Annotated in this window: 17 protein-coding genes and 2 pseudogenes; 12 read left to right on the top strand and 7 right to left on the bottom strand. The window is 59.1% G+C overall.

Annotation, left to right across the window (positions count from 1 at the left end; translation table 11 throughout):
* Positions 1 to 19 precede the first annotated feature (19 nt).
* Positions 20 to 982, top strand: a complete 963-nt coding sequence (gene mdh / locus PAF20_RS03225; RefSeq protein WP_271072312.1) for a malate dehydrogenase — start codon at positions 20 to 22, stop codon at positions 980 to 982.
* Positions 983 to 1067: 85 nt separating this feature from the next.
* Here mdh and PAF20_RS03220 read toward each other — a convergent pair whose 3' ends face one another.
* Complete coding sequence (locus tag PAF20_RS03220; RefSeq protein ID WP_271072311.1) at positions 1068 to 2147, bottom strand: glycosyltransferase family 2 protein; 1080 nt, start codon at positions 2145 to 2147, stop codon at positions 1068 to 1070.
* Between the two features lie 326 nt (positions 2148 to 2473).
* On the opposite strand from PAF20_RS03220, the gene sucC reads away from it, so the two are divergent.
* From sucC to odhB, 6 genes are all read left to right on the top strand, one after another.
* Positions 2474 to 3667: an ADP-forming succinate--CoA ligase subunit beta gene (gene sucC / locus PAF20_RS03215; protein WP_271072310.1), complete on the top strand. Its 1194-nt coding sequence runs from the start codon at positions 2474 to 2476 to the stop codon at positions 3665 to 3667.
* 5 nt (positions 3668 to 3672) lie between these two features.
* On the top strand, positions 3673 to 4557 hold the full coding sequence (gene sucD / locus PAF20_RS03210) for a succinate--CoA ligase subunit alpha (RefSeq protein ID WP_271072309.1): 885 nt from the start codon (positions 3673 to 3675) through the stop codon (positions 4555 to 4557).
* 64 nt (positions 4558 to 4621) lie between these two features.
* A complete protein-coding gene (locus tag PAF20_RS03205) occupies positions 4622 to 5014 on the top strand; it encodes a hypothetical protein (RefSeq protein ID WP_271072308.1) in 393 nt (130 codons plus the stop codon).
* A gap of 7 nt (positions 5015 to 5021) precedes the next feature.
* Positions 5022 to 5630, top strand: coding sequence for a DUF805 domain-containing protein (locus PAF20_RS03200; protein WP_271072307.1), 609 nt, complete (start codon positions 5022 to 5024; stop codon positions 5628 to 5630).
* Positions 5627 to 8593 carry a 2-oxoglutarate dehydrogenase E1 component gene (locus PAF20_RS03195; RefSeq protein ID WP_271072306.1) on the top strand — a complete coding sequence of 989 codons (2967 nt, stop codon included), beginning with the start codon at positions 5627 to 5629 and terminating at the stop codon, positions 8591 to 8593. The genes PAF20_RS03200 and PAF20_RS03195 overlap by 4 nt, the downstream gene beginning before the upstream one ends.
* Before the next feature lie 3 nt (positions 8594 to 8596).
* Complete coding sequence (gene odhB, locus PAF20_RS03190; protein ID WP_271072305.1) at positions 8597 to 10210, top strand: 2-oxoglutarate dehydrogenase complex dihydrolipoyllysine-residue succinyltransferase; 1614 nt, start codon at positions 8597 to 8599, stop codon at positions 10208 to 10210.
* Positions 10211 to 10271: 61 nt separating this feature from the next.
* On the opposite strand, the gene PAF20_RS03185 is transcribed toward odhB, so the two are convergent.
* Positions 10272 to 10466 carry a hypothetical protein gene (locus tag PAF20_RS03185; protein ID WP_271072304.1) on the bottom strand — a complete coding sequence of 65 codons (195 nt, stop codon included), beginning with the start codon at positions 10464 to 10466 and terminating at the stop codon, positions 10272 to 10274.
* A gap of 881 nt (positions 10467 to 11347) precedes the next feature.
* Here PAF20_RS03185 and PAF20_RS03180 point away from each other — a divergent pair.
* Positions 11348 to 11579 (top strand): annotated as a pseudogene (locus PAF20_RS03180) (transposase); the annotation flags it as partial.
* Positions 11580 to 11588: 9 nt separating this feature from the next.
* Here PAF20_RS03180 and PAF20_RS03175 read toward each other — a convergent pair.
* From PAF20_RS03175 to exbB, 5 genes and pseudogenes are all read right to left on the bottom strand, one after another.
* Positions 11589 to 12773 carry a LysR family transcriptional regulator gene (locus tag PAF20_RS03175; protein ID WP_271072303.1) on the bottom strand — a complete coding sequence of 395 codons (1185 nt, stop codon included), beginning with the start codon at positions 12771 to 12773 and terminating at the stop codon, positions 11589 to 11591.
* A 1110-nt stretch (positions 12774 to 13883) separates the two neighbouring features.
* Positions 13884 to 14045, bottom strand: a pseudogene (locus PAF20_RS03170) (IS5/IS1182 family transposase); the annotation flags it as partial.
* A 390-nt stretch (positions 14046 to 14435) separates the two neighbouring features.
* Complete coding sequence (locus PAF20_RS03165) at positions 14436 to 15407, bottom strand: TonB C-terminal domain-containing protein (protein ID WP_271072302.1); 972 nt, start codon at positions 15405 to 15407, stop codon at positions 14436 to 14438.
* Positions 15404 to 15898, bottom strand: coding sequence for a TonB system transport protein ExbD (gene exbD, locus PAF20_RS03160; RefSeq protein ID WP_271072301.1), 495 nt, complete (start codon positions 15896 to 15898; stop codon positions 15404 to 15406). Before exbD ends, PAF20_RS03165 begins: the two co-directional genes overlap by 4 nt.
* Position 15899: 1 nt before the next feature.
* A complete protein-coding gene (gene exbB / locus PAF20_RS03155) occupies positions 15900 to 16706 on the bottom strand; it encodes a tonB-system energizer ExbB (RefSeq protein ID WP_271072300.1) in 807 nt (268 codons plus the stop codon).
* A 331-nt stretch (positions 16707 to 17037) separates the two neighbouring features.
* Between exbB and PAF20_RS03150 the strand changes: the two genes are divergently transcribed.
* The 4 genes from PAF20_RS03150 (at position 17038) to PAF20_RS03135 (ending at position 23218) form a co-directional block, all read left to right on the top strand.
* The gene (locus PAF20_RS03150) at positions 17038 to 18585 is read left to right on the top strand and encodes an OpgD/OpgG family glucan biosynthesis protein (RefSeq protein ID WP_271072299.1); all 1548 of its coding nucleotides are present in this window, start codon (positions 17038 to 17040) and stop codon (positions 18583 to 18585) included.
* A gap of 3 nt (positions 18586 to 18588) precedes the next feature.
* Entirely contained in the window at positions 18589 to 20730 is a 2142-nt protein-coding gene (gene mdoH / locus PAF20_RS03145; RefSeq protein ID WP_271072298.1) for a glucans biosynthesis glucosyltransferase MdoH, read from the top strand.
* Complete coding sequence (locus PAF20_RS03140; protein WP_271072297.1) at positions 20727 to 21848, top strand: OpgC domain-containing protein; 1122 nt, start codon at positions 20727 to 20729, stop codon at positions 21846 to 21848. Before mdoH ends, PAF20_RS03140 begins: the two co-directional genes overlap by 4 nt.
* Before the next feature lie 227 nt (positions 21849 to 22075).
* Positions 22076 to 23218, top strand: a complete 1143-nt coding sequence (locus tag PAF20_RS03135; protein ID WP_271073240.1) for a DUF475 domain-containing protein — start codon at positions 22076 to 22078, stop codon at positions 23216 to 23218.
* Positions 23219 to 23433 lie beyond the last annotated feature (215 nt).

The following is a 23433-nucleotide window of genomic DNA, read 5'->3' as shown; positions in this document are numbered from 1 at the left end:
CCATTTCCCGGAGGAAACCATGGCTCGTCCCAAAATAGCACTTATCGGCGCCGGCCAGATCGGTGGCACACTGGCCCACCTCGCCGCCATGAAAGAACTGGGTGACGTCGTCCTGTTCGACATCGCCGAAGGCGTGCCGCAAGGCAAGGCACTGGATATCGCTGAATCCGGCCCGGCCGAGGGATTCGACGCCGTGCTGAAGGGCACCAACGACTATGCCGATATCGCGGGCGCCGATGTATGCATCGTCACCGCCGGTGTGCCGCGCAAGCCGGGCATGTCGCGCGACGACTTGCTCGGTATCAACCTGAAAGTTATGAAATCGGTTGGTGAGGGCATCAAACAGCACGCCCCGAACGCTTTCGTTATCTGCATCACCAACCCGCTCGACGCGATGGTCTGGGCGCTGCAGCAGTTTTCGGGCCTTCCGGCCGAGAAGGTCGTGGGCATGGCCGGCGTGCTCGATTCGGCGCGTTTCCGTCACTTCCTGTCGCTGGAATTCGGTGTGTCCATGCGCGACGTCACAGCCTTCGTTCTGGGCGGCCACGGTGACACCATGGTGCCGCTGGCACGTTACTCGACCGTTGCAGGCATCCCGCTTCCCGATCTCGCCAAGATGGGCTGGACAAGCCAGGAAAAGCTGGACGAAATCGTTCAGCGCACCCGCGACGGCGGCGCCGAGATCGTTGGCCTTCTGAAAACCGGTTCGGCTTTTTACGCCCCAGCGACGTCTGCCATCGAAATGGCGGAAGCATACCTGAAAGATCAGAAGCGCGTTCTGCCCTGCGCAGCCTATGTTGACGGCGCCTATGGCCTGAAGGGCCTGTATGTCGGCGTGCCGACCGTGATCGGCGCGGGCGGGATCGAAAAGGTTATCGACATCAAGCTGAACAAGGACGAACAAGCGATGTTCGACAAGTCGGTCGATGCAGTCAAAGGCCTTGTCGACGCTTGCAAGCAGATCGATTCGTCGCTGGCCTGAGCGATCATTTCCAAGAACACGAAACGGCGCGCCTCATGGCGCGTCGTTTTCATTTTTGCACTATCGTTTCTCGCATTTTCTTCGCTTAACGGGGTACTTCTGCCATAACCGCGTCGGGCGCAAAGCCCAGCCGATCGACTAGTTCGCCAATCGCCGCGGCCTCGTATGCAATCAGTGTGCGGTCAAAATCGGCCGGGTTCAGGCGCAGCCTGTTCTGAAACATTTTTTGCGCAATCTCTGCAATATTCAGATCGTCGAACCGGATAGCTTCCAACTCCTTCAGAATTTCCAGCTCTTCCGCACTGATATACTGCATATCCTGCCACAACATATTCAACGCCTCTGCATCGCCGGCATGTGACAGCGCAGTCTCAAATTGCTGTTTGCGCGCCGCAGACGAAGGGGAGGGCAGCCCATCAAGCAATACGAGGCCGCGCCGAAGCATCTTCATGATATATTGCAAACGAGTCATTCCGTTGAAATGCGTCAGGCATGCGCTCCGGCATTTTGCAAATCTCAGATCGCAGCGCTTTGAATGCCTGTGCCTCGCCGGTCGGTGAATGTTCATGACATGCCCCCTGCCTGCCCGCACACAAGCCTTACCGACATCGTGCCCGCTTAGCCCTGCATTCATGCGCATGGCCCGCGCCGCGCCATAAAGTCCCGGTCCTATCAATTCGAAATCAGCCAGCGGGAGCCGAAACGCCCCAGCAAAAATATCGCCTTCAGTTTCGGCGCCGGTCCAGACACGCTCTTGCACCTCGATCAGCAGCCATTCGATATTGTCGGGAACGTTCGCCAGTTCATCTCCAAGCGGGTCCGATACCCTCAGGAACTCGTCCGCGTCACAATGCACCAGCCAATCGAGCGTTGTTTCATTCAGGATGCGCGTCGCGTTATATGCCTGACGTGCCTGATGCCGCCCCGGTCGGCGGCCGGATGTGAGGCCTCTCCACCCATCCTCCCCAGAAGCATGAAGGAAAACGCCGCTCATCCCTTCCAGCAGGCTCCGGGCTTCTGAATTCGGTCGGTCGAAGAAGATGTGAATCTCGCTCGCGCCGATTGTGAGGTGATAGGCAACCCAGGCGGCGATCAGGCTTGCCGGTTCATCTATTGTTGCCACGATACCCCATCGTGCAGGTCGGGGAATTGTTTCGGAGCGCATTGAATCCATCCTTCGAGTCGCCACAGATTGAATTGGTCGGCCGGCAGGCGCAACCAACCGCCGGGCCTGAATGCACGATTGGCGTCGCTAAGTTTCAGCCCGGAAAGCACGAAAAGCCGTTTCATTTCCCATTCGATTCCCGACTTGCCGGTTGTTCCAGCAAGCCCACTATCACCCTTCATAAATTATGTGATCACAGCATTTCTTTGCGTGATCACAACATGCATTTTTTGTAGCTAACTTGGAAGGTGGGCGTAAAAGTAGGTTCATCCCCGCGTCTTAATGTGCCAGACAGACGGGCAAACCGTATCAAACAGAGGTTTGCCATGAACATCCACGAATATCAGGCCAAGTCGCTGCTGCGCGATTATGGCGTCCCGGTCAGCGACGGTCGCGTCGTGACCCGTGCCGAAGATGCGAAGCGTGCAGCCGGTGAACTGGACGGCCCGCTTTGGGTCGTAAAGGCCCAGATTCATGCAGGTGGCCGCGGCAAGGGCAAATTCAAGGAAGCCGAAGCGGGCGATAAGGGCGGCGTGCGTCTGGCCAAATCGACCTCGGAAGCGGAAGAAATGACCCGCCAGATGCTGGGCCGCACGCTGGTCACGCATCAGACTGGCGAAGCTGGCAAGCAGGTCAACCGTATCTATATCGAAGACGGTTCGGACATTGAGACCGAGCTTTATCTCGCCCTGCTGGTCGACCGTCAGACCAGCCGCGTCAGCTTCGTCGCCTCGACCGAAGGCGGCATGGATATTGAGGAAGTCGCGGCTTCGACCCCAGAAAAGATCGTCAGCTTCAGCGTCGATCCGGCCTCGGGCCTGTCCGATTTCCACGGCCGTCGCGTGGCATTCGCCCTTGGCCTGAAGGGCGGCCAGGTCAAGCAATGCGTGAAGCTGGTCAAGGATCTCTATCGTCTCTTCATCGAGAAGGACATGGAGATGCTGGAAATCAACCCGCTGATCGTCACCACAGACGGCAATCTGAAAGCGCTCGATGCCAAAATGGGCTTCGATAACAACGCGCTCTATCGCCATGACGACATCTTCGCCCTGCGCGACGAGACCGAAGAGGACCCCAAGGAACTCGCCGCGTCGAAATACGACCTGAACTATATCGCGCTCGATGGTGAAATCGGCTGCATGGTCAACGGCGCGGGCCTTGCCATGGCGACGATGGACATCATCAAGCTGTATGGCGCGGAACCGGCGAACTTCCTCGATGTCGGCGGCGGCGCGACGAAGGACAAGGTGACCGAGGCGTTCAAGATCATCACCTCGGACGAAAACGTCAAAGGTATCCTCGTGAATATCTTCGGCGGCATCATGCGCTGCGACATCATCGCGGAAGGCATCGTCGCCGCCGTGAAAGAGGTCGGGCTGAAGGTCCCCTTGGTCGTGCGCCTTGAAGGCACCAATGTCGAAGAAGGCAAACGGATCATCAACGAATCCGGCCTGGACGTGATCGCCGCCGACGACCTGAAGGACGGCGCAGAAAAAATCGTTAAAGCGGTGAAAGGATAATCCCGATGGCGATCCTCGTAGACAAGAACACCAAGGTTATCACCCAGGGCATCACCGGCTCTCAGGGGACCTTCCACACCGAACAGGCGATTGCTTATGGCACGCAGGTCGTCGGCGGCGTGACGCCCGGCAAGGGCGGGACGGATCACCTTGATCTGCCCGTCTTCAACTCGGTCCATGAGGCTGTGGCGAAGACCGGCGCGAATGCGACGGCGATTTATGTGCCCCCGCCCTTCGCGGCGGATTCGATCCTTGAAGCCATCGACGCCGAAGTGCCGCTGATCGTGGCGATCACCGAAGGCATTCCGGTGCTGGATATGATGAAGGTCAAGCGCGCGCTTGAGGGTTCGGCTTCGACCCTGATCGGCCCGAACTGTCCCGGCATCATGACCCCCGACGAATGCAAGATCGGCATCATGCCGGGCAGCATCTTCCGCCGCGGTTCGGTCGGCGTCGTTTCGCGTTCAGGTACGCTGACCTATGAGGCCGTGAAGCAGACCTCTGACGTGGGTCTCGGCCAGTCCTCGGCTGTCGGCATCGGCGGCGACCCGATCAAGGGGATGGAGCATATCGATGTGCTGCGCATGTTCCTTGACGATGATGAAACCGAATCCATCATAATGATCGGCGAAATCGGCGGCTCGGCAGAAGAGGAAGCCGCCGAATTCCTTGCCGAGCAGAAGAAGAAGGGCAAATGGAAGCCCACCGCCGGGTTCATCGCCGGGCGCACGGCTCCTCCGGGTCGTCGGATGGGTCATGCCGGCGCCATCGTTTCGGGCGGCAAGGGCGATGCGGAATCGAAGATCGAGGCGATGAAATCCGCCGGTATCGTCGTTGCCGACAGCCCCGCCCAGCTTGGTGAAGCCGTGCTGAAGGCGATCAAAAGCTGATGATTTGACATAGCGCATCCCCATCATAACTATGGGGATGCGGATAAATTGTGCAGCAGGTTAGATGGACAAGACCAGCCACGCCAAAGCCGACCCAGCCCCCGCGTCTGCGGGGCGGCGGATTGCCCCCCCGGCGCTGTTCGCAGCGGCTGTGCTGACGTTGTCGTCCTGCGGGCCACGCACCACGGATGAACTGCTGCGTGGCGGCGTACCGGCAAGCACCAATCTGCCCCGCGCCACAAGCTTGCCGCCGGATGCGGTGCGGACCGTATCGCGGCGCGATTTTGGATGGCGCCTGATCTATCATCCCTCTTCTGCGCCACCCGATGCCGATGCCCGCGCTGCAGCGGCGCTGTGTCGGCTTGAAAGCCGGGGCGTGGACTATGTTACCCCCGTCTCGCAGGTTTCGCCGCTTGATGATCCGGGCACGCGCATGATCGATATCTACTGTGCGTGAGGTGGTGATGGAACGCGCGACCCTTCAACCTCCGCCCGACGCCAGGGAAGCCGAGCGACCCGTCGAAAAAGCGCAGCCAATCGGCGGCAAGGCGTGGCGGCAAGAGCTTGCGCAATCAGCCGCAGCGCCTTCCATGACCATGCGCGAAGCTGTGAAAAGCGTCTTCGGGAAATATTGGCGTTTCTCGGGCCGTGCGCAGCGTGCGGAATATTGGTGGTTCGTCGCCTTCCTTCTGGTCGTGCTGATCTGCCTGTCCGCTTTGTTCTATGTGATGCAGTTCAATAGCCAGCCCGCGCCGCAGGACCCGTTCCTGCCATTTGTCATCTTCTTCTGCAGTTCGTTCGTGCCCGGTCTGACAGTGACCGTCCGGCGCCTGCATGATGTAGGCGAAAGCGGCTGGTGGCTGATCTTCCCGCTTTTGCCACTGGCCGGGCTGATCGTCATCGGACGTGCCGCCGATACCGGGATTGCCGCGTCTCGGGCACAGGTTTTCATCTTTTTGTTCCTGTGCCTGATCGCCATCGTCTCAACAATTTTCATTGCCATCGGGCTGCTGAAGAAATCACAGCCGGGAACCAACCGCTTCGGGCCGAGCCCGCTGGAGCAAACATCATGAACGACCAACCAAAAAACGCCGACTTTCACGACTCGTCCTTCCTTCAGGGACATAACGCGACCTATGTCGAACAGCTTTACGGCCAATGGGCAAAGGACCCGGCAGCAGTGGATGAGGCATGGGACCGGTACTTTGCTGCCCTTGGCGATGACGCGGCAGATGCGCAAGCCGAAGCTGCCGGACCAAGCTGGAAGCGTGCCGACTGGCCGCCTGCCCCGACTGGAGAGAATATCGCCGCGCTGACCGGAGAATGGCCGATGGCCTCCAAGGCCGAGGCGACTGCCGCGATGGAAAAGATTGCAGCCAAGGCCACCGAGAAGGGCAAGGAAATCACGCCCGATGCGATGCGTCAGGCGGTGTTGGATTCGATCCGCGCCCTGATGCTCATCCGCGCCTATCGGATCCGCGGCCACCTTCACGCCGAGCTGGATCCGCTGGGGCTTCGTGAGGTTCCAGATCATGGTGAGTTGCAGCCCGAAACCTATGGCTTCAAGGCGGGCGACATGGACCGCCCGATCTTCATCGACAATGTTCTCGGGCTGGAAGTCGCATCTATGCGTCAGATCAACGAGATCATGAAGCGGACCTATTGCGGCACCTTCGCGCTTCAATACATGCATATCTCGAACCCGGAAGAAGCCGCCTGGCTGAAAGAGCGGATCGAGGGCTACGGCAAGGAAATCCAGTTCACCCGTGAAGGACGCCGCGCCATCCTGAACAAGCTGGTCGAGGCGGAGGGCTTCGAGAAGTTCCTGCATGTCAAATATATGGGAACCAAGCGGTTCGGCCTTGATGGCGGTGAATCGTTGATCCCGGCGATGGAACAGATCATCAAGCGCGGCGGCGCGCTTGGCGTGAAGGAAATCGTCATCGGCATGCCCCACCGTGGCCGACTGTCGGTTCTGGCCAATGTGATGAACAAGCCTTACCGGGCGATCTTCCACGAGTTTCAGGGCGGCAGCTTCAAGCCCGAGGACGTGGATGGCTCGGGCGATGTGAAATATCACCTCGGCGCATCCTCGGACCGTGAATTCGACGAGAACGTCGTGCACCTGTCGCTGACCGCGAACCCTTCGCATCTCGAGGCCGTGAACCCGGTCGTGCTGGGCAAGGCCCGCGCAAAGGGCGATCAGCTGAAGGACTCGCCTGAACGTACGAAGGTCCTGCCGATCCTGCTGCATGGCGATGCCGCTTTCGCAGGTCAGGGCATCGTCGCGGAATGTTTGCAGCTTTCCGGAATTCGCGGCCACCGCACCGGCGGGACCATCCATATCGTGGTGAACAACCAGATCGGCTTTACCACCGCGCCGCATTTCAGCCGCACCTCGCCCTATCCGACCGATATCGCGCTGATGGTGGAAGCCCCGATCTTCCACGTAAACGGCGACGACCCCGAAGCGGTGGTCCACGCCGCCAAGGTCGCGACCGAGTTCCGGCAGAAATTCCACAAGGACGTGGTCATCGACATCTTCTGCTATCGCCGCTTCGGTCACAACGAAGGTGACGAGCCGATGTTCACCAACCCGCTGATGTATAAGGAAATCAAGGGCCACAAGACGACCCTGCAACTTTACACTGACCGGCTGGTCGCCGACGGGCTGATCCCCGAAGGCGAGATCGAGGACATGAAGGCTGCGTTCCAGGCGCATCTGAACGAAGAGTTCGACATCGGCAAGAGTTTCAAGCCCAACAAGGCCGATTGGCTGGACGGCAAATGGACCGGGTTCGAGAAAGAGGGCACGGAATACACCCCCGGCGATACCGGCATTCCGGCGGAAAGCATGGCGGCAATCGGAAAGGCGCTGACGACGCCGCCCGCCGATATCAGCCTGCACAAAACGGTGGGACGGCTGATCGAAGCCAAGAAGGAAATGTTCAACTCTGGCAAGGGCTTCGATTGGGCGACCGGCGAGGCACTGGCCTTTGGCTCGCTGCTGCTGGATGGCCACCCGGTGCGCCTGACCGGTCAGGATTCGACCCGCGGCACATTCAGCCACCGCCATTCGGCCTTTGTCGATCAGCTGACAGAGCAGCGTTATTATCCCCTGAACAACATCCGCGAAGGTCAGGCCCGCTATGAGGTCCACGACTCCATGCTGTCTGAATATGCGGTGCTTGGCTTCGAGTATGGCTATTCGCTGGCAGAACCCAACGCGCTGACCCTGTGGGAAGCCCAGTTCGGTGACTTTGCCAATGGCGCGCAGATCATGTTCGACCAGTTCATTTCATCGGGTGAGAAGAAATGGCTGCGCATGTCGGGCCTCGTGATGTTGCTGCCGCATGGTTATGAAGGTCAGGGGCCTGAACACTCCTCTGCCCGGCTGGAGCGTTTCCTTCAAATGAGCGCCGAGGATAACTGGATTGTCGCGAATGTGACGACGCCAGCCAACTACTTCCATATCCTGCGCCGTCAGATCCTGCGCAGCTTCCGCAAACCCCTGGTGATCATGACGCCGAAATCCTTGCTGCGTCACCCGATGGCGGTCTCGACGGCCGAAGAGTTCCAGACCGGCTCGACCTTCCACCGGGTATTGCATGACGATGCAGAGCGCGGAAATTCAGAAACGGAACTAGTCGCCGATGACAAGATCAAGCGCGTCGTCATCTGCTCTGGCAAGGTCTATTACGACCTGCTGAAAGAGCGGGATGAGCGTGGCATCACAGACGTCTATCTGATGCGGCTGGAACAGTTCTATCCGTTCCCCGCCCAATCACTGACCAAAGAGCTTGGACGCTTCGCCAATGCAGATATCGTCTGGTGTCAGGAAGAACCTAAGAACCAGGGGGCCTGGACATTTGTCGAGCCGAATCTGGAATGGGTTCTGGACAAACTGGAACACAAGGCGGCTCGCGCGCGTTATGCAGGCCGTGCGGCTGCGGCATCTGTCGCAACCGGTCTGGCCTCGCGTCACAAGGCCGAGCAGCAAGCGCTCGTCAATGACGCACTCAGCATTGAGGGATAACTGATGACAACCGAAGTCCGCGTGCCTGCATTGGGCGAATCCGTCACAGAGGCGACGGTCGCCACCTGGTTCAAGAAACCGGGTGATGCCGTTGCCGTCAATGAAATGCTGTGTGAGCTGGAAACCGACAAGGTGACGGTAGAGGTCCCTGCCCCAGCCGCGGGTGTGCTGGCGGAGATCGTTGCCACGGAGGGGGAAACCGTCGCGCCGAATGCACTGTTGGCCCAGATAGATGAAACCGGTAAGGGCGCCGCATCTGCGCCCGCCGATGAAACAAACCAAGCTGCCGAACCGGCCGCGAACGAAGAACCGGCCGCCAAAAAGCCGGCCAGCAATGCTCAGGAAGGACAGAAGAAGATGAGCGGTAAGGCAGTTGATGTAATGGTGCCCTCCCTGGGCGAATCCGTGACCGAAGCGACGGTCGCGACGTGGTTCAAGAAGGTTGGCGACGCCGTAGCCGCCGATGAGATGCTGTGCGAACTGGAGACCGACAAGGTTTCGGTAGAAGTGCCCGCACCTGCGGCTGGCGTTCTGGCGGAAATCATCGCCGAAGAGGGTGCCACTGTCGATGCCAGTGCTCGCCTTGCCGTCATCACCGAAGGTGCGGAAGGTGCCGCCTCTTCCGGTGAGGCGAATGAGCAGGAACCCGAGACAGAGGATCCCGAAGTCGAAGAAGCGGGCGATGTCGGATCTCCGGGTGCGGGACCTGAAGACGTCAAAGAGCGCGGCGATGTCGAAGACGCGCCATCGGCCAAGAAGGCCATGGCCGAAAAGGGCATCAGCCGCGACGCTGTTCAGGGATCGGGCAAGGACGGCCGGGTCATGAAGGAAGACGTGGCCAAGGCCGCATCCGCCCCGGCCAAGTCGGACAAGGCACCGGCAAAGGCCGCTACCGCACCGCGCAGCGCCGATCAGTCCGAGCGTGAAGAGCGGGTGAAGATGACCCGCCTGCGCCAGACCATCGCCCGCCGTCTGAAAGACGCGCAGAACACCGCCGCCATGCTGACCACCTATAATGAGGCGGACATGAAGGCGATCATGGAGCTGCGCAACGAGTTCAAGGACCAGTTCGAAAAGAAGCATGGCGTCAAGCTTGGCTTCATGTCCTTCTTCGTCAAAGCCTGCTGCCATGCATTGAAAGAGGTACCAGAGGTCAATGCCGAAATAGACGGCACCGAGGTCGTCTACAAGAACTACGTCAATATGGGCGTGGCCGTCGGCACCCCGCAGGGTCTGGTTGTCCCGGTCGTCAAGGATGCCGATGACAAAAGCTTTGCCGAGATCGAAAAAGAGATCGGCGAACTTGGTAAAAAGGGCCGTGACGGCAAGCTGACCATGGATGAAATGCAGGGTGGCACATTCACTATCTCAAACGGTGGTGTTTACGGCTCGCTCATGTCCTCGCCCATCCTGAACCCGCCGCAATCGGGGATTCTTGGGATGCACAAGATTCAGGATCGCCCGATGGTCGTTGGCGGCGAGATCGTCATCCGCCCGATGATGTATCTGGCGCTGAGCTATGACCACCGGATCGTTGATGGCAAAGGCGCGGTAACTTTCCTTGTCCGCGTGAAAGAAGCGCTTGAGGACCCGCGCCGCCTTCTGATGGATCTGTAAATGGTCTGTATCGTCAGACATTAGGTTGTAAACGGGGCAACTTTTGCCCCGTTTTTTTTACTCAAGGATGGTCGTGAAAACACAGCTGGTACTGATGAGCAAAAACAAAAGAAACAATCTGAAGCGCCGTGCATTCGCGGGACGATCCAGAATCTTGGCGGCAACCTTCATCTACAGCGGCCTGCCAAAACGCTGAATCGTTTGGATTCCCTTGAAGCCTGATTTGTGATTCATCCTGTTTGGGAGGAATGATCATATCTGCAGCATTATCGGGCGCGCTTCGGACGCAGTTCCAGCGATTGATTGAAGGAGGATTAAGCGGGCGCGTGGCAGCGCTGCGCCCGAGACTGTCGCCGGTGACCGGGGCCGGATTGTCGCTTTCGATCCGGCGGACGGGTCAGCCTTGCGCCACCCCATAAGGTCCGCCAGGGTAAGGGAAAACTCGATCCGTATCGCGCGTTCTTCGCCGAGATGATAGCGCAGGACGGTGATATCACCATGCCGGGGCTGAGGTCCGCCTTGCATGACGCGACCGGCGTGCATGCGCATCTGAGTGCGATCGACAAGTTCCTCCGCAAATCTGGCCATACGCACAAAAACGTCGCTGGTGGCCGCCGAGCGTCGCCGGGCCAAGGTAAAGCAGCAGAGCGAAGACTGGTTCAAATATCGTATCCCGGCGATGCCAGCCCAGCCTGAGCGCGTTGTCTTTATTAATGCACGAAGGCCTGCGAAATGAAGCCTCGGTGAAGATAAACCTGACCCGTCTTCGGGGTTGGGCATCTCGTGGGGGTCCGCTGGTCATGGACGCCCGGTTCCGGTCATGGGGCACACAGACCTTCAACGCTGGCCTCACCGCCAATGCCATTATCGCGCCTTGGGCGATCAAGGGCGCGATGGACCGACCTCCTTCGCCGCTAAAGCGGTTTGCGTTTGACCTGAACCAAAATGGGATTCACATGAGGCGGTTTGTCTGATTCACTTCTTTTGGGAGCTGGATTATGGGCAAACCTTACTCTTTGGACCTTCGGGAGCGGATTTGCGCGTACGTTGCCAAGGGAAACTCGGCCCGGTCAGCAGGGCCGCTCCTCGGGGTGAGCGCGGCCACGGCCAGGCGAAAATCCATGCTCTGACAGATGCCTTCGCAAGCCCCTTGTCGAATGCGACGCCGAAGCGGTCATCCCTTCGACGCGGTCACGCAAAAGACCGATCCCTTATGATCAAAAAGCATATCGACGGCGCAACAGGATCGAGCGCGCCTTCTGTCGCCTAAAGGACTGGCGACGCATCGCAACAAGATACGACAAACTCGCAAAAAAACTTCGCCGCCGCAATCTCAATCGCAGCACCCATCATTCGCTCGGCCGATTGAGTCTCAACCCTAGTCCGACAGCGTGGTTGAATCGATTTTCGTCGCTCCCTCGCGCAGCAGATCAAGAAATTTTTGCTGCATGGCTGTCGGCTCCCACCCTGCTCTGGTGGTTATTCCGATCGGTCGATTTGAACCCGGCATTTCCAATGGGATCGTCCCCAAGGCGGCAGACTCAGCCTGTGTCCGGACCTGAGCGGTGGACAGGACACCAAGGCAATCGGAATCGCCAAGGATCTCGCGTAGCATAATGACAGAAGATGTGACGATAGCGCGGCGGATGCATTCGTCCGGCAGAAGCGTTTCCAGCCCCGCCCGAACGGGCGAGCCTTTCCGGGGGATCACCCAAGGATAAGACTGAAGATCTTCCTGTGACACTTCATCGCGCTTCAACAGCGGATGACCACGCCCTGCGACAATGACGACAGAGTCGTCGAAAAGACGTTCTTGCTGTACGTCGCCGACAGCGCTTGGAACGCGAAGGGAACCGATCACAATATCTATATTGCCCTGCCGTAGGCCTACAAGAAGTTCGTCATACCGCCCGTCAACAATTTCAAACGGCACGCTTGGATGAAAGGACCGGAACCGTAGCATCGCCTCAGGCAGAATCGTCGAACGTGACAATGGAAGCGCGCCGATAACGATACGGCCTGCCTCTTGCCCCGCCAACGCAGCGAGATCGCACTCTGCCTGATCCATTTCTGCAAAGGCGAGACGTGCTGCCTGTGCAAGCTGGCGCGCGGCCTTGGTCGCGATCAGACCATGCGCTGTGCGTTCGAAGAACTGTACGCCCGACGCCTGTTCAAGCATCGACGTAGAGCGGTGCACCGTCGGCTGCGCCAGACCAAGTTGTCGCGCGGCAAGGGTAAAATTCTGGGTCTCGGTAACGGCAATCAGGGCGTGCAACTGCGGCCGGGTTGCCTGAAATCGAATTGCACGGCCCATATCTGCCATCGCCGCATCCAAAAAAGACAACGCCCTTCGCGTTCTGCGCACCATGGCCTGCCCGGCTTCGTTCGGAAATATCCCCTGAGGTGTGCGTAGAAACAGCGGCTGGTTTGCGTCGCGTTCCAGCTTGTTGATCGCCTGTGTCACGGCGGGCTGCGAGACATGGCAAATCTCAGCTGTCCGGGTAACAGAATGCGTTTCAGCCAAGGTCTGAAACATACGCATGTGGCGAATGCTGGGCTGCATGGGTTCCTCACAACTTCCCAATGAGCCTACCGACAAAATTTCGGTAAGGCCATGAATTTATTCGCCTTAACAGACAATATCTGATCAATTTATCCGCTTTACTCGTGCAAAATAGCAGAGTAAATTGATTCATTTAGTAAACTGATTTAGGCTAAACAGACAGTTCTGCCAATGCCCTTCCCTCTTGACGATATCATACTGACAAGATCCCGATACGCTCCTGGCGCAGACGCCGAATGAACCCCAGTCATCCTACTCGACAGACATGAACCAAAATGGAGCGGCGCGAGTAATAAGGCCACAAGAGCGACCCGGGCTGACGGATCGAAACTGCTCCCTACGGAACACGCGCAGAGCTATGTTTCGGTGCTTCGATCTCCGTTCCTTCAAAAATTTCTTAGGAGGAGATTAGTTCGTGCAGAACGACCATATTCCTTCCTGTTCACTTTAATTTTTGCGAAAGAGTGACCGTCCGGGTCGGAATGTCGCAGATATTGACAACCTATCAATGCGTTTGATTGTCGCCTCGAACAACCGGGCATCCCCGATCGCCTCGTTGACAAAACGTCGGGCGCGGGGCTTACCATTTGCGAAACTCGCGCCTCATCAAAAAGGTTCTCTATAGCTACTATTGACCCGGTTGCTCCGCGCCGTTTCGAATGCAGTTTGCCACTCTACTTCACCTGCTTGATGAAAGCTGAGACATAAAAATCTTCTTTTTAGTATTGATTTCGTGCGCCGTTAGGACATCTGCCGCTACAGAAACCTGTTCGTTCGAGCCGAATTCTGAGCAAGATGGAAAGCCCCGCGAATCAGGTCTTTATCGCACCGGCATAAGTATAGGCTCATGCTACGAGCATAAGCCCAACTTAACAGGCCTCTGAAATAGTTCCGGATCCGGAACGCTGTCCCTGCATTACGGCTGCGTCACGCGAACGCGCTGCATCTTGGCGCGTTCGGTGCCGGGGGATTTCCTGTAGAGCCGCGCGTCCGGGTCTGTGCTCGATGCATGGGTGGCATTCGAACGCGTCTCGCCCCTGAGTGAGGGCAGGAATGCCACCGGTTCGATTGACTGCCCGAACGACCTCGGCATTCCGGTGGGGTGTGCCATTCCGGCGCAATCGAGGGGCGGCCGAAATCGATGTAGAGCGACCCTAACGCCGCATCGAGGCTGGCCATCGCATCGTTGACCACCTGTCTGATCTTGCGCAGCCGGCGCCGCGGCGCGATGCGCTCTTCCAAATCGACATCGCCAAACAACGACCAGATCACCTCCGCCGTTAACGTGCCAAGGGTGAATCATGTTCTCACATAGCCGTCGAGGGTCGATTATTTCAGCACCCTGTTAGGGGCTTCCTCGCCTTCCGAACTGTAGCATGTCAGACCTGTTCGTCGGCGTTGTCCAGCGCTATCTGTCAGGCTGATATGGGCAATGACGATTTCGCCAAACTCTGCTTTTCATTGACCGCACGCATGCAGATATGTGGCCAACTCTTCCGAGAAGGCGAAACGGCCTGTAACAGTGTTCGTCTGCACTGGTCAGCATCATGTCTTCCGACAGAGGCAAATACCCAGCTTGGCATGCTCACCCCATCTGAGGACAACGCGGACGTGAGGCAACTCAGGGCATTATCGGCCTGACAGGCGATCAGTTCACGCCCGTCAGCGCAGCTGGATCTGAATTGGCAACACGAATGACGCAGCCTGCCGGTTCGGAGGGGCCGGCATGCCCGGCATGCTTGCCGCCCTACGCGCCACGGCCGCATCAACTTGTGCATTGCCGGTGGAGCCGGCGAGGCGCGCTGACGCCGCGCCGTTTCCCGCGATCGTGATGCGAACCTGAACGGTCACGGTACCGCCACGCGCGCCCGGCACACGAGTACGGCGCATATGCGAGGCAATACGCGACTGCACCTTCGATTGCCAGCTCGCCATCTGCCGCGGGCTCGCGTTGGCGATGCCCTGCGGTTGTCCGCCACCGCCGCCAGACCGTTGCCGTTGCTGCGTGCCCTGACGCGGCTGCTGCTGAGCCTGTTGTGACTGTTGTGACTGTTGCGGCCGCTGCTGTCGTTGCTGCGTCTGTTGCTGTTGGGGCTGTGTTTGAGGCTGCGGTTGCTGACGCGGCTGTTCGCGCCTCGTCTGCTGCGGTTGCGGCTCTGGCTCTCGCCGCACAGGGCGGGACACAGGCCGCTCGGAAGCCGCAAGCAGCAGCGCGGAATCCGGCAGAAGCTCCGAAAAGTCAGTAATCGGTGGCAGCTCTGTCAGTGGCGGCGGCTCAAAATCAGGGGCGACGACCGGCTCCGGGATAAGGTCAGCGAAATCCTCGACCGGCGGAAGCTGCTGGGGCTCTGGCGGAGTGAATGCGGGTTCCGGCTCTTCGTGCGGTTCTTCCGCCGGCGCAGACTCTGGCGCTGCCTCGGCTTCGGTCACTTGTTCCTGACCACCTTCTTCCGGGGCAGGTGCAGCCTCCGGCGCGGGGGCCAAATCAATCAATACGGGTTCGGGGATGCCCGCCATATCGCCACGCTCGGCTGCCTGGACAATCCAATATCCCGCCGCGACATGCAGCGCCAACACCGCCGCACCGCCGACACCCCACCGGGCGAAATCACCGCCCCAGCTATCGCCCGTCATTGTTCCGGCCCCGCAGCCGTTGCCGCGGCTGCTTCCGGTGTCGCGCCGATCGTTTCTTCGACCGCCATCCCGTTGGCTGCAGCACTTTCCAGCCCGACAAGCGCGATCTTCGTATAGGCAATATCGCGAAGCTGGTTCATGACCTCCATCACATCGCCATAGCTGACGGCCTTGTCGGCGCGCAGGAATATCCGTGTTTCGCGATCTCCGTCAGTCACGGCCTCAAGTGCCGGAAGCAACTGCCCCTCTGCCACAGGCTCCTGCCCAAGCGAAAGCGTCAGATCGGGCGATACCGTCAGCCAGACCGGCTGATCCGGGCGTTCCGACGCAGCACCGCGGGATGCGGGCAGGTCCACATTTATATCCACCGTCGCCAGAGGCGCTGCGACCATGAAGATAATCAACAGCACCAGCATCACGTCAATGAAGGGTGTGACGTTGATCTCGTGATTGTCCTCCAGGCTGTCGCCTTCCTGAAACCTGCCAGCCATGTCAGTGACCCGACCGGCTGTAGAAATCCAGATCGCGGCTGACGAGACGCTCGATCCCGGAAGCAGCCTCGTTCAGACGCAGGCGATAGCCGGTGATCTCACGGGCGAAATAGTTGTAGATCACCACCGCCGGAATTGCAGCCACAAGGCCGAGTGCCGTGGCCAGAAGCGCCTCTGCAATGCCCGGTGCGACAACAGCGAGGTTGGTGGTCTGCGATTCAGAGATGCCTATGAAGGCGTTCATAATCCCCCATACCGTCCCGAAAAGGCCAACGAAAGGCGCGGTCGAGCCAATCGTCGCCAGCAAGCCGGTTCCGATGCCCGCCTGCCGCCCGGAAAAAGCGACGATGCTGGACAGGTAGGATCTGATCCGCTCTTTCAGACCGTCAATCCCGGCCCCGTCAACTGCGGCGACCGAACGGTCGAACTCTGTCTGGGCTGCACGCAGCATACGCGCGGCCGGGGACTTGCGCCCCTTCGTCGCGGCAACAGCGTCGGACAGATTTGCCGAGCGTGCGATCACTTCCGAGACCTTCCGCACATTCTGGTTTGCGCCCCAGATCTCGACCAGTTTAACGATCAGCACGGTCCATGTCACCACGGATGCGAAAGCCAGGCCGATCATCACCGCTTTCACGACGACATCGGCATTCATGAACATGCCCCAAGGCGAAAGGTCGTGCGGCAGATCAGAGCCAGAGAACGTGAACATTTCGCCGATGTGCTGCGCGTTTGCCTGAGTTGCGGCAAAGGCAGACAAGGCGATGCCCGCGATTAGTCCGTATCTGCGGAATATGTTCTGGTCCATTAGAACTCTCGTATCCTTAAAACTTGCTTAACGGCCTGCGCCGATCCGCGGGCATATTTCAAATCCGACTAATATTGTCAACATAACTTGCGGCCTCAGCTTCGCAACCGTTGGCCCGCTCCTTGTTTATCTGATGGGAAGAAGGCTGAATGACCGCGTCCGGCGGACAGTGGTGATCGACCTTAGCCTTTGTGTGCTTGCCGTTTGCGCCCGGCCCGTGGCAATCTGTGTGAAATTCCGCTCATTGAACTGTGATGGACTTTGCGTTTCTTGCCGTTGTCATCGTGATGAAATAATTGCCACCCGTATCGCATTTCTGAAGGCTGCCAGCGTGAAACGTCGACTTTTCCTTGGAACGATATCTGCTGCCGTGACGATGGGGCCCTCGTCGATGATATTTGCGCAGGATGCAGCGCCGCAAACCGATTCGTCCGAACCGGCAGCGCCTTTCGGGTTCGAAAGCGTGGCGTCGATCGCAGCCAATGTCGCCTCGCGCGAATGGGAAAATCCCTCGCGCCCTCAATCCGGCGCATTTGCCGACATCAGCTATGATGCCTATCGCGCGATCCGCTTTCGCCGTGACGCTGACCCGTGGGCCGATATCGCGGGCTTCGGGCTGGACCTGCTGCCGCCGGGCATGATTTTTCATGAACCGGTGCGCATTAACTTTGTGACCGGCGGCGTTCCGCGCCCGATGCCGTTTGACCCCTCGGTTTTCGATTTCGATCCCAATTTCTTTCCCGAGGATGCCAACCAGTCGGATCCGGGTGAGATGGGCTGGTCCGGGTTCCGTATCCGCAGCGCGCTGAACCGTCCTGATGTTCTGGACGAACTCGCCGTGTTTCAGGGTGCATCTTATTTCCGCATCCTTGGTCGGGGCAGCCACTATGGCCTTTCGGCACGCGGCCTTGCCATCGGAACCGGCAGCGCCGAGGGCGAGGAGTTTCCGGTCTTCAATGAGTTCTGGATCCATGATCCGAACCCGGAAACCGGGACGATCACCATTCAGGCTCTGCTGGACAGCCGTTCTGTCGCTGGCGCATATGAGTTCGTTATGGCGCCGGGGGCCGCGACGGTGCTGACCACCCGCGTCGCCCTTTTTCCCCGCCGCGATTTGACCGAAGTTGGCATCGCGCCGCTGACATCCATGTATTGGTTTGGCCCCGCCGATGGTGCCGGACAGGACGATTACCGCCCCGCAGTTCACGACAGCGACGGTCTGCGGATGTGGACCGGCTCTGACCAGCAGCTCTGGCGGGTCCTCAGCAACCCGGCCAAGTTGCAGATATCGGCCTTTGTCGATCAGGACCCGCGCGGCTTTGGCCTGATTCAGCGCCCGCGCGATTTTTCCGATTATGAAGATGCCGAGGCGCGATATGAAAAGCGCCCTTCGGCATGGATTCGTCCGACGGGTGACTGGGGCCACGGGAATGTCACGCTGATCGAAATTCCAGTGGACAGCGAGTTCCACGACAATATCGTCACCTATTGGCAACCGTCCGAGGCCCTTACCGCTGGCAACCGGACCGATTTCGGATATGAGCTTAGCTTCGGCAACGGCGTTATTGCCGAAACGACACTGGCGCAAATCGTCTCTACCCGTTCCGGACTTTCCATCAACCGTCAGGACGTACGCAGCTTCTTCGTCGATTTCGACCTGCGCCCCTTCGATGGACGGGACGATCCGGAGATCCAGTTGAGCGCGGCGCGCGGCGATGTTGAAAACGCCTATCTTCTGCGCTTGCCAGAGGAGGACATCCTCAGGCTGTCGTTCGAATATGTGCCCGACGGTGCCGCCGCATCTGATCTGAGCGCAGTGTTGAAGGGGCCAGAGGGCAATCTGACCGAAACCTGGCTTTACCGCTGGTCCGAGGGATAGGCCTTGAGCGATATTTCGGAAAACGACAATCGCAGCCGGTCCGGCCCTGCGCTTCTTGGTGCTGATGTCGCCAATCAGGGCAATCTGCTTCCGCCACAAGCGCTGCCGCCAGAGGCCAGGCTGGACATGCCGGAGCAGGATTTCTCGGCCCCTTCACCTGACGGCCCTGCCTTCGTTGCGCCGGCACCGGAAGTTCGTGCGGCCCGGATCGTTTCTTTCGGGGGTGCGTTTCTGATCGCCGTGCTTGGCGCATGGCAGATGTGGGCTGCTTTCGGAACGAATATCCAGCCGATGCAATATGTTCTGCTGGCTTTGTTCACGATTACATTCGCGTGGATCGGGTTCAGCTTCTTTTCCATGCTGGCCGGTCTGCTGGCGCGCCAGCAGCAAACGCCGGCGGATGACGGCAATGCCCGCATCGCCATCGTCATGCCAATCTACCACGAGGACCCCGCCGAAAGCATGGGTCTGCTGGCGGCAGTTGCCGAAGAGCTTGCACATCTGGGCATGGCTGATCGCTGCGAAATTTTCGTTCTGTCCGACAGCCGTGACCCCGATCTGCTGGTGGCAGAGGCTCTGAGCGCGGTGAAATTGCGCGACCGCGCCCCTATCCCCGTCTGGTATCGCCGCCGAACCGACAATAGGGGCAGAAAATCCGGCAATATTGCAGAGTTTGTCCGCCGCTGGGGCGGACGCTATGACCAGATGGTCGTGCTGGATGCAGACAGCGTGGTTTCGGGCGATGTCGTCCGGCAAATGTCGGCGCGCATGTCCGCCGATCCGGCGCTTGCGCTGATCCAGACAATGCCGATACTGGTGCACGGACAAACCATATTCGCGCGACTGATCCAGTTTGCCGGGCGCATCTACGGCCCGGCGATTTCGCGCGGTGTGGCCGCTTGGTCGGGCGACAACGGCAACTTCTGGGGCCACAATGCCATGATCCGCGTGTCCGCTTTCGCTGAATGCTGCGGGTTACCCGAACTGCCGGGCAAGCCGCCTTGGGGCAGCACGATCCTGTCACATGATTTCGTCGAGGCTGCGTTGTTGCGGCGGGCGGGCTGGAAGGTCCGGCTGGATTGGGATCTGCGCGCCAGCTACGAAGGCAGCCCGCCTACCCTGCTGGATATGGCGGTGAGAGAACGCCGTTGGGCGCAAGGCAACCTGCAACACCTCCGCCTGATCGGTGCCCGTGGCTTTACCGCGATCACGCGTGCGCATTTCCTGATCGGTGTTCTGGGGTTTCTGATGAGCCCGATCTGGCTGCTGCTGATCATCACCGGGCTGATCCTGACCGCCAATGTCATCCTGTCCAGCCCCGTCTATTTCCCATCGACCTATCAGCTTTTCCCCGATTGGCCGACCTTTGACGCGCGACGAATGATGTGGCTGCTGGCCGCTTCTGCTGCGCTTCTGCTCGTCCCGAAATTCATCGCCATCGGTCGCGCGTGGCGACGGCCACTGGCCGAGGGTGCGGGCGGGCGGCCCCGCATCCTGATCAGCGCCGCGTTCGAGATCATCATGTCGGCCCTGATCGCCCCGGTTCAGATGCTGATCCAGACACGACAGATCTGCGAAATTCTGATCGGTCGGAATTCCGGCTGGGAAAGTCAGGTGCGCAAGGGCTTTATGCCAAGCTGGCGCGTCGTCATCCGCAGACACTGGATTCATGTCGCAGCGGGTCTGGCGACGGGTGTTGCGATCATCTATCTCGCCCCGGCTCAGCTGATATGGCTGTCACCTATCCTTGCTGGCCTGATCCTCGCACCTCTGACATCACGGTGGAGCGCCTCGCCATTGCTGGGTCGCTGGGCGCGCGCGGCAGGACTGCTTGTCACACCAGAGGAGCGGATCGTGCCGCCTGTCATGTCTGAATCCGTGAATCAGGCGCGTCACCTGCGCACGCCGGAAAACGCAACAACCATTCTTGGAAGCGATGCCGAAGCACGCGGCAATTATATCGCGCTTATTCCGCCACTGCCGCCGCGACCAGTTGCGGAACGATTGGCAGAGGTCTCTGCCGCGGCAAAGATTGCCGTTGCCGAGAATCAGGCACAAGCTCTGCAATTCCTCGACACGGCAGAGCGGCAGGCGCTTCTGAACGATCCTGATCTGATCAATATCTGGTCCGGCCTGCCAAGATGAAACGAATTGCTGCTCTGGATATGTTGCGCGGCTATGCGTTGGCCGCGATCATGGTTGACCACATGCCCGATGGCGTCTTGCGTCATTTTACGCTCGCCAATTTCGCCGTCTTCGACGCAGCAGAGCTGTTCGTGCTGCTATCAGGCTTTCTTGTTGGCCTGGTCTGGCTGACGGTCGAGGCCAAGGCTGGGCGCCGCGCAGCCCAAAAGCGCTTTCTGCGTCGCGCGTTTCAGGTTTGGCTGGCACTGGTTCTGGGCGGCATTCTACTTGCCCTTGTCTCTCGCTTCCTTGTTGAGGCGGGGCTTCCGCATACTGCCGTCTGGGGCGCCTATGCTCGTTGGATATTCGAGTTTCCGATCGGGTATATCGTGACGCTCGGCACATTATGGATGCAGCCCAACCTGCTGGATGTATTGGCACTTTATGTGGTCGTCTTGGCTTTCACGCCGATAACCGTCCCGCTGATGCTTCGCTGGCCCTGGGCGTTTGCCCTCGGCTCTCTGGCAATGTGGGCAATGTCCATTCCACTGAACGATCTGCTGCCGAACCAGCGTGGGGCGAACGGTATGCTGTTCAATCCGTTCGCATGGCAGTTGCTGTTCCATTCCGGCGTCGCGATGGGTCTGTTCCGCACACGCTTCATGCCCATCCTGCGCCAACATGCGACCACGCTGACTCTCCTGGCGGTCGCCTATTCGATCTTCGGCGTCGCGATGGCGCAACTTTGGCGCTATGGGCCTGAGCTGAAGGAAATCTACTATCAGATCCGCGACATTGTCGGCTCTGTCGACAAATGGTCGATGGATTGGGTGCGGTATGTCGGCATCCTCGCCGCAGCGTGGCTGGTCGCTGTCCCCCTTGCCCGGCCAATGGCATGGCTGGCCGATACCGTCATCGGACGCGCCCTTGCTATGATTGGACGCGGCGGTCTGGTCACCTTCATCGCCTGCGTGATGCTGTCCGTTATCGGCGACGCGCTGATGACCGATCCCGATGGGGCGAGCGTGGCGTTCCGCTTGGCGGTCGAGTCGTGGACGTTGGGCGTCTTGTGGCTGGTGGGGATCATCGCGGCGCGTCGCAGCAAACGAAATCGCGTGCAGAAAGTCGCCGGCTCCTGAACTCCGGCCAAAATTGCAGACTGCGTTGCAGCGTGGCACCGGCAGAGACATTTTTGCGTCCGTAGACTTGAACGCCAATTGAAGACGCGCTGCGTCGTCGCTATTTGGTCAGGTGTCGTGCCGAACAGGCGCTGACGATACAGTGGTGACCGGGCCCCTCTGGCGGATGTGGCGGCACATTCGTGATGTCGGCACTGAAACCTGACCCGCCGCACCGGGATTTTGTCATGCAGACCTCTGACCACTCCGCTTCGAAAGGCGGAGTTATGCACTATTTCAAATGGGCTTTCATCGTCACCGCAGCCGGCCTTGCCCTCGGGGCCGCACTGGGCTGGCAGATGACCGGCAGTTTCGGCGGGATGCTAAGCATCTTTTTCATCTGCGCCGTCCTCGCCGTGCTGGAAATTTCGCTGTCCTTCGACAACGCCATCGTCAACGCGAACAAACTGAAAGACATGACGCCCGTCTGGCAGCATCGCTTCCTGACATGGGGCATTATTATCGCCGTTTTCGGCATGCGGATCATATTCCCGCTCTTAATCGTTGTTATTGCCGCGAAAATAGGGCCGTGGCAGGCGATGGTTCTGGCCGCGACCCAGCCGGAGGAATATGCCCATATCATGCATGAGGCGCATCTGCCGATTGCGGCGTTCGGCGGGACATTCCTGATGATGGTCGGGCTCAGCTTCTTCTTCGATCACGACAAGGACGTGCACTGGCTACCGTGGATCGAAGACAAGATGCAGCACTATGCGACCATCCGCGGCATCGAAGTTGCATTCGTGTTGGTGATGATCCTGATTTTCGCACATTTCCTGCCCGATGCGGAATCTGAAGTGTTCTTCCGCTCAGCAATCTGGGGCCTTCTGACATTCCTGCTTGTCGAGGTTCTGGGCGGCTTTCTGGACAGCCACCAACAGGTGCTGGAGGCCGGCGCAAAAGGCGGTCTGGGCGCGTTCCTTTATCTGGAGGTCCTAGACGCTTCCTTCAGCTTTGACGGTGTAATCGGCGCCTTCGCGCTGACCCAGAATCTGTTTGTCATTGCCATCGGGCTGGGGATCGGTGCGATGTACGTGCGCTCTATGACGATCATGCTGGTCGAGAAAGGTACGCTGACGCATTACCGCTATCTGGAACATGGCGCGTTCTACGCGATCATCGCCCTGTCGATCATCATGTTCCTGCAATCTTTCGTCGAGATCCCCGAAGTCGTGACCGGCCTTGGCGGCGCTGCCCTGATCGGCATCGCGCTCTGGTCATCCATCCGCTGGAACCGAGTGTTCGGACAGGAAGATGTCCACGCCGACGAGAGCCTTCCCCCACCGGAGGAGCAAGGCGTGAATCAGCCCGTCGCGGACTTGCAGCGCTAAACATCATCAAGGGCCGCGCAGATCGAACCTGAAGATTCTTGTCTAACCCGTCCCCTTGTGCATGTTCAAGCTGGGCGACGGCAGGCTTGCAGCTCTCATAGCGTCCTGCGCGGCGATCTTGTGTTCTCCTGTTATTCAACGGTATTCATCGGCAACCCGAAACAATCAGATCGAAACGGTATTCTGCGACTTGCCGCCAAGTCGCGAAGTCTCAA

Source organism: Paracoccus albus, from assembly GCF_027913035.1.
In the GTDB taxonomy this organism is placed as follows: domain Bacteria; phylum Pseudomonadota; class Alphaproteobacteria; order Rhodobacterales; family Rhodobacteraceae; genus Paracoccus; species Paracoccus albus.
The sequence above is the reverse complement of the archived record's forward strand: the minus strand, read 5'-3'. Positions and strand labels throughout refer to the sequence as shown.

Excerpts from the sequence above, each read along its gene's own strand:
- sucC (WP_271072310.1), top strand. The coding sequence starts at position 2,474 with ATGAACATCCACGAATATCAGGCCAAGTCGCTGCTGCGCGATTATGGC.
- PAF20_RS03175 (WP_271072303.1), bottom strand. The coding sequence starts at position 12,773 with ATGCAGCCCAGCATTCGCCACATGCGTATGTTTCAGACCTTGGCTGAA.
- PAF20_RS03185 (WP_271072304.1), bottom strand. The coding sequence starts at position 10,466 with ATGATCATTCCTCCCAAACAGGATGAATCACAAATCAGGCTTCAAGGG.
- PAF20_RS03165 (WP_271072302.1), bottom strand. The coding sequence starts at position 15,407 with ATGACGGGCGATAGCTGGGGCGGTGATTTCGCCCGGTGGGGTGTCGGC.
- sucD (WP_271072309.1), top strand. The coding sequence starts at position 3,673 with ATGGCGATCCTCGTAGACAAGAACACCAAGGTTATCACCCAGGGCATC.
- odhB (WP_271072305.1), top strand. The coding sequence starts at position 8,597 with ATGACAACCGAAGTCCGCGTGCCTGCATTGGGCGAATCCGTCACAGAG.
- PAF20_RS03195 (WP_271072306.1), top strand. The coding sequence starts at position 5,627 with ATGAACGACCAACCAAAAAACGCCGACTTTCACGACTCGTCCTTCCTT.
- PAF20_RS03140 (WP_271072297.1), top strand. The coding sequence starts at position 20,727 with ATGAAACGAATTGCTGCTCTGGATATGTTGCGCGGCTATGCGTTGGCC.
- exbB (WP_271072300.1), bottom strand. The coding sequence starts at position 16,706 with ATGGACCAGAACATATTCCGCAGATACGGACTAATCGCGGGCATCGCC.
- mdh (WP_271072312.1), top strand. The coding sequence starts at position 20 with ATGGCTCGTCCCAAAATAGCACTTATCGGCGCCGGCCAGATCGGTGGC.
- PAF20_RS03205 (WP_271072308.1), top strand. The coding sequence starts at position 4,622 with ATGGACAAGACCAGCCACGCCAAAGCCGACCCAGCCCCCGCGTCTGCG.
- PAF20_RS03200 (WP_271072307.1), top strand. The coding sequence starts at position 5,022 with ATGGAACGCGCGACCCTTCAACCTCCGCCCGACGCCAGGGAAGCCGAG.
- PAF20_RS03135 (WP_271073240.1), top strand. The coding sequence starts at position 22,076 with ATGCAGACCTCTGACCACTCCGCTTCGAAAGGCGGAGTTATGCACTAT.
- PAF20_RS03220 (WP_271072311.1), bottom strand. The coding sequence starts at position 2,147 with ATGCGCTCCGAAACAATTCCCCGACCTGCACGATGGGGTATCGTGGCA.
- exbD (WP_271072301.1), bottom strand. The coding sequence starts at position 15,898 with ATGGCTGGCAGGTTTCAGGAAGGCGACAGCCTGGAGGACAATCACGAG.